Source organism: Pseudonocardia bannensis (assembly GCF_012911875.1).
GTDB classification, from domain to species: Bacteria; Actinomycetota; Actinomycetes; order Mycobacteriales; family Pseudonocardiaceae; genus Pseudonocardia; species Pseudonocardia bannensis.
Map to the genome: position 1 here is coordinate 1 of NZ_JAAXKZ010000209.1, position 5082 is coordinate 5082.

Genomic DNA, 5082 nt, shown 5'->3' on the forward strand with positions numbered 1-5082 from the left:
CGGGTGCGGTCGTCGCAGACCTCGGCCGGCGCGTCGAGTTTCGCGGTGGCGGCGTCGCCGGCCGACGGTGCGACGTCCACGCCGACGAAGGCGAGTCCCGCGTCCCCGCTCGGGCTGTAGATGCAGCGCCGGCCGCTCGCGGTGGCGTCGTCCGGGGTCCACATCAGGCCGGTGTCGGCGCCGAGCGTCCCGGCGTCGAGCAGGCAGCTCGCCGGGGGTGCGGGCGGCGCCGCGGCGGGTGCCGGCGCGGGCGGGCGCTGCTCGGCGTCCGCGAGGTTCCCGCCGGTGCAGCCGGCGACGATCAGGGTGGCGAGCAGGACGACCGCCGCGCGGCGGGACGGGTGGTCGGGTCGCACGGCGGCTCCGAGGGAATCGGGGCGTTCATGGTGTCCGGGCGGATTGCGGCAGGTCAAGGGCCCTGGTTCCGGAGCGGGCCGCGAGGATCGCGTCCGCGAACTCCCGGAATGCGCCGTGGCCGCCGGTGGCCCGGCACCGGTAGTCCGCCACCGCGCCGGCAGCCGCCATCGCGTCGGCCGGGCAGCCGGAGAGGCCGGCCCGTTCCATCAGCGCCACGTCGTGCACGTCGTCGCCGATGAACGCGACCTCGTCCAGCGACAGCGCCCACCGCTCGCACAGCGCGGTCGCGTCGGCGAGCTTGTCGCGTGATCCCATGACCAGCGCGTCCACCCGGAGCTTGTCCGCGCGTGCCTGGATCTGCGGGCCCTGCTCGCTGGTGATGATCCCGGTCCGGATGCCGGCGTTGCGGAGCAGCTCGAAACCCTTGCCGTCGCGCGCGCTGTAGGTCTTGGCCTCCACACCGTTGCCCAGGTAGATCATCCCGTTGTCGGTCAGCACGCCGTCCACGTCGCTCAGCACGAGGCGGACCCGTGCCCCGGCGTCGGATGGCCCGGGTGTCTCGCCGGCCGACCGGCGGCGCAGCAGCGCGTCGACGACGGTGAGGTCGGCGGGCTCGTCGACCTCGGTGTAGCTCTCCTCGGCCATCTCGAACAGCCCGATCCGCCCGCTGATCCGGCTCCCCGTACGCATCAGGGCCTCCCGGCTCGTGATGTACACGGCGCCGTTCTCGATCAGGTGGCCGGCCAGGTCCTGGCGGCGGGGCCGGGCGGCCGGGTCGTAGTCCGCCGTGGCGACACCGTCGGCGTCCAGCCGCCACTGGAAGCGGCGCTGCCGCACGACCGACAGCACGCTGTCGAAGCCCGAGCGGTACAGGGCGTGGGCCCCGTCCAGGTCGGCCGCCCGGAGCAGTGGGCTGGTGGCCTGGACCAGGGCGACCTCGGTGACGCCGGTGGCCTCGGGCGAGCCCATGACGTCGAGCAGCACGCTCTCGGTGGTGGCGACGTCGGTGGCCGTGGCCGGAGCGCGCGACGGCAGCAGGACGCGGCCGTGCCATGCCGGAGTGCCCAGGACGTGGCGCCGGATCGCGGGATCGTCGGTGGACACCAGGACCCGGTCGACGCACACCGCGCCGAGCGCGGCCTCGACCGTCCAGTCGAGCAGCGGCCGGCCTCCGACGCGGCGCAGGTTCTTGCCCGGGATGCCCTTGCTGCCGGCCCGGACCGGGATGACGACGGCCAGCGTCACGGTCGCCACTTCAGCTTGTCGCGTTGGACCTGCTCGATCGACAGCACGTCGGCGGTCTTGTAGGTCAGCGCCTTCGCCACGTTGCGCAGGTCGCGGGTGAGCTTGCGCAGGCCGTCGGGTTCCAGCGACGCGGCGTGATCGGTCCCCTTGCTGGTGCGGTCGAGGGTGTAGTGCCGTTCCACGTAGCGCGCGCCGAGCGCGAACGCGGCGACGTCGGCGGCGATGCCGAGATGGTGGCCGGAGAAGCCGACGCCGCGGAGCTCGTCGCCGTAGGTCGACCGCAGCCGCTGGACCTCCAGCAGGCACACGTCCTCGAACGGAACGGGGTAACCGGACGTGCAGGCATACAGCACGAGGTCGTGCAGCCGGCCGAGGCGCCGGAACAGCTCGACGATGGCCTCCTCCTCGGCCCGCGACGTCATGCCCAGCGAGAGGTGGATCGAGCCCCGGTACCCGCCGCACAGGAACTCGAGCAACTGCGTGTTCAGGTTCGCGGCGGAGGGGACCTTGATGAACTCGGGGTCGAGCTCCGCGACGGCGCGGGCGGACGGCAGGTCCCAGACGCTCGTGCTGTAGGTCACCCCGGCGTTCTCCGCGTGTTCGCGCAGCTCGGCGTGCTGGCGGATGTCGAACTCGAGGAACTCCCGGTGCTCGCCGTAGCTCGCCCCGAACGCGTGCATCTCGTTCGGATGCGGGGCCCGGTACTGCGCGTCGGTGAGCAGGGTGCGGGGATGGCGCTTCTGGAACTTCACGGCGTCCACCTCGCAGAACTGCCCCGCGACGGAGATCATCCGCTTGGCGAGGGACAGGTCGCCCGCGTGGTTGCAGCCGATCTCCGCGATCACGTACGGGGCGGCCGGCGGGCCGTCGGTCATCGTCACCCTGCCGTCCTTCCGGGAGCGACTCCTCGCATCGGGCCCGGTCCGCGGACCCGGATTCGGCCGCGGAATGCCCGATCGATTACGTTTGGGAACTGTGACGGTAGACACTGCGGTCGTACCTACGACTCAGCGGGGGGTACTCAGCGCGTTGATCGCGGCCTACGCCCGGCACGACCCGCCCCGCACGATCACCGTCGTCGGGAACGCGCCGATACCCGAGAGCGCGGCGCGCGCCGCCCTGATCGACGACAGCGATCTGGTCGTCCGGATGACCAGTTTCGCCGTCGACGTTCCCGGCGGCCCGCCGCGGCTGGGCCGTCGCACCGATGTGGTGATGGTGCACCGCGGCGTGATCGCCGGGCCGGGGACCTTCGCCGACCCCACCTCCCGGCTGTACCTGCTCGTCGAGCCCGGACGCGAGCACTGGGAGGGCGAGCAGCGGCCGGCCTGGTGGCCGCGTTCGATGGCTGCGGTCTCGGTCTCCAACCGGGAGTTCAGCCGGCCGCTGAACGGGTTGCTCGGTCTGAACGGGGCCGACGCCGTCTGGGCGACCACGGGCACGCTGACGACCTACCTGGTCAGCGAGCTGTTCCCGGCGGCGGTCACCCGGCTGACCGGGATCTCGATCGTCGACGCCCCGGAGCAGACGCGGTTCGCCCACAGCTGGGGCGAGGACGTCGCCGTCACACCCGAGCACCGGTTGCACGCCGAGTCGGCGCTGCTGAGGGCCTGGCACGCGCACGGCCGGATCGAGCTCGTCCGATGATCGGGGGCATGGGGATGCGCCGGTGGCTGCGGGCGGTGGTGGTGAGCTCCGCGCGTCCGGTGTGGACGCGGTTGCGGGTCCGGATGGAGCACATCGCCACGGTGGCTGCGGAGGCCGAGACCGGGCGGCTGCGGGTGGCGGTGGAGGCGCAGCGCGCCGAGCAGGCCGCGGACACCGGCCGGCGGCTGGAGCAGCTGTCCCGGCGGCTGGACGACCTCGAGCACCAACTGTGGCTGATGAGCGCGCAGGTCGCGGCCACCGACGAACGGATCGGTGGGCTCGAACGGCCCGGCGTGGACCTGTCGGGTACCGATCGGGAGCGGGACGAGGCCCGCAGGTTGATCGAGGAGATCCGCACCGAGCACGGCCGGGCCCGGACCAGCCTGTCCGCCATCGCGTTCTACGAGGAACGGATCTCGCGCCTCGAGCGACGGGCACACGACGCTGCCACGAACGGGGCTTCTGCCGATCACGGCTGATCCCCTAGCCTGCGCCGCGTGACCCGCTGGACGCTTTCCCCGGACCGTATCCCGAGCGCGTGGTTCAACGTCGCGCCACACCTGTCCAAGCCCATGGACCCGCCGCTGCACCCCGGTACCCGGGAGCCGGTCGGGCCCGGGGACCTCGCGCCGCTGTTCCCCGCGGCCCTGATCGAGCAGGAGATGTCCACCGAGCCGTGGATCGACATCCCCGGCGAGGTGCTCGACATCCTGCGGCTGTGGCGGCCGACGCCGCTGGTCCGGGCCACGCGCCTGGAGCAGGCACTGGGCACCCCGGCGCGGATCTACTTCAAGGACGAGTCGGGCTCGCCGGCCGGCAGCCACAAGCCCAACACCGCCGTGCCGCAGGCGTTCTACAACGCCCAGGAGGGCATCCGCCGGCTCGCCACCGAGACCGGAGCCGGGCAGTGGGGCACCGCGCTGGCGTTCGCATGCTCGCAGTTCGACCTCGACCTGCAGGTCTACATGGTCCGGGCGTCCTACGAGCAGAAGCCGTACCGGCGGGTGGCCATCCAGACGTGGGGCGGAGCGGTCGTCCCGTCCCCGGTGGACGACCCGGCGCACCCGGGCTCGCTCGGCGCCGCCATCTCCGACGCCGTCCGGGACTGCGTGGCCCGCGAGGACACCCACTACGCGCTGGGCTCGGTGCTCAACCACGTGCTGCTGCACCAGACCGTGATCGGGCTGGAGGCCAAGGAGCAGCTGGCGCTGGCGGGGGAGCGGCTGCCCGACGTCGTCATCGCGCCGTGTGGTGGCGGGTCGAACCTCGGCGGGATCGCCTTCCCGTTCGTGTCCGACGCGGACGTCCGCCTGCTGGCCGTGGAACCACTGTCCTGCCCGACCCTGACCCAGGGCCGCTTCGAGTACGACTTCGGCGACACCGCCGGGTTCACCCCGCTGCTGCCGATGTACACCCTGGGCCACGACTTCGTGCCGCCGTCGATCCACGCCGGCGGGCTGCGCTATCACGGCGACTCGCCGCTGGTGTCGTCGCTGGTCCGGGACGGGCGGATGGAGGCGGTGGCCTATCCGCAGGGCAAGGTCTTCGAGGCGTCGGTCCAGTTCGCGCGGACCGAGGGCAAGATCCCGGCGCCGGAGTGCGGGCACGCGATCCGGGCGACGATCGACGAGGCGCTGGCCGCGAAGGAGACCGGTGAGGAGAAGGTCATCCTGTTCAACTACTGCGGCCACGGTTTCCTCGACCTGTCGGCCTACGACGACTACCTCAACGGTCGCCTCCCCGACGAGCAGGGCTGACCGAGCCGTCGTGAGCGGGGGGAAGGGTTACGTGGGCTCGGTCAGCCCTGCTCGTCGGGGAGGCGACCGTTGAGGT

The 5082-nt window shown here is 72.5% G+C and carries 5 protein-coding genes and 1 pseudogene; 3 read left to right on the forward strand and 3 right to left on the reverse strand.

Going from position 1 to position 5082, the window contains the following annotated elements; all coding sequences use genetic code 11:
* The 3 genes and pseudogenes from HF519_RS29225 to HF519_RS29235 all read right to left on the reverse strand — a co-directional run.
* Positions 1-356, reverse strand: a pseudogene (locus HF519_RS29225) (hypothetical protein); the annotation flags it as partial.
* Positions 357-381: 25 nt separating this feature from the next.
* A complete protein-coding gene (locus HF519_RS29230; RefSeq protein ID WP_211170751.1) occupies positions 382-1611 on the reverse strand; it encodes an acylneuraminate cytidylyltransferase in 1230 nt (409 codons plus the stop codon).
* Complete coding sequence (locus HF519_RS29235) at positions 1599-2477, reverse strand: N-acetylneuraminate synthase family protein (protein ID WP_169416203.1); 879 nt, start codon at positions 2475-2477, stop codon at positions 1599-1601. Before HF519_RS29235 ends, HF519_RS29230 begins: the two co-directional genes overlap by 13 nt.
* A gap of 100 nt (positions 2478-2577) precedes the next feature.
* Here HF519_RS29235 and HF519_RS29240 point away from each other — a divergent pair, with 100 nt between their 5' ends.
* The 3 genes from HF519_RS29240 to HF519_RS29250 are packed head-to-tail and all read left to right on the forward strand — an operon-like array spanning position 2578 to position 5006.
* Complete coding sequence (locus HF519_RS29240; protein WP_312860423.1) at positions 2578-3249, forward strand: hypothetical protein; 672 nt, start codon at positions 2578-2580, stop codon at positions 3247-3249.
* An 8-nt stretch (positions 3250-3257) separates the two neighbouring features.
* Complete coding sequence (locus HF519_RS29245; protein WP_169416201.1) at positions 3258-3728, forward strand: hypothetical protein; 471 nt, start codon at positions 3258-3260, stop codon at positions 3726-3728.
* A 9-nt stretch (positions 3729-3737) separates the two neighbouring features.
* On the forward strand, positions 3738-5006 hold the full coding sequence (locus tag HF519_RS29250) for a TrpB-like pyridoxal phosphate-dependent enzyme (protein WP_211170753.1): 1269 nt from the start codon (positions 3738-3740) through the stop codon (positions 5004-5006).
* The last annotated feature ends 76 nt before the right edge of the window (positions 5007-5082 follow it).

Excerpts from the sequence above, each read along its gene's own strand:
- HF519_RS29235 (WP_169416203.1), bottom strand. The coding sequence starts at position 2,477 with ATGACCGACGGCCCGCCGGCCGCCCCGTACGTGATCGCGGAGATCGGC.
- HF519_RS29245 (WP_169416201.1), top strand. The coding sequence starts at position 3,258 with ATGGGGATGCGCCGGTGGCTGCGGGCGGTGGTGGTGAGCTCCGCGCGT.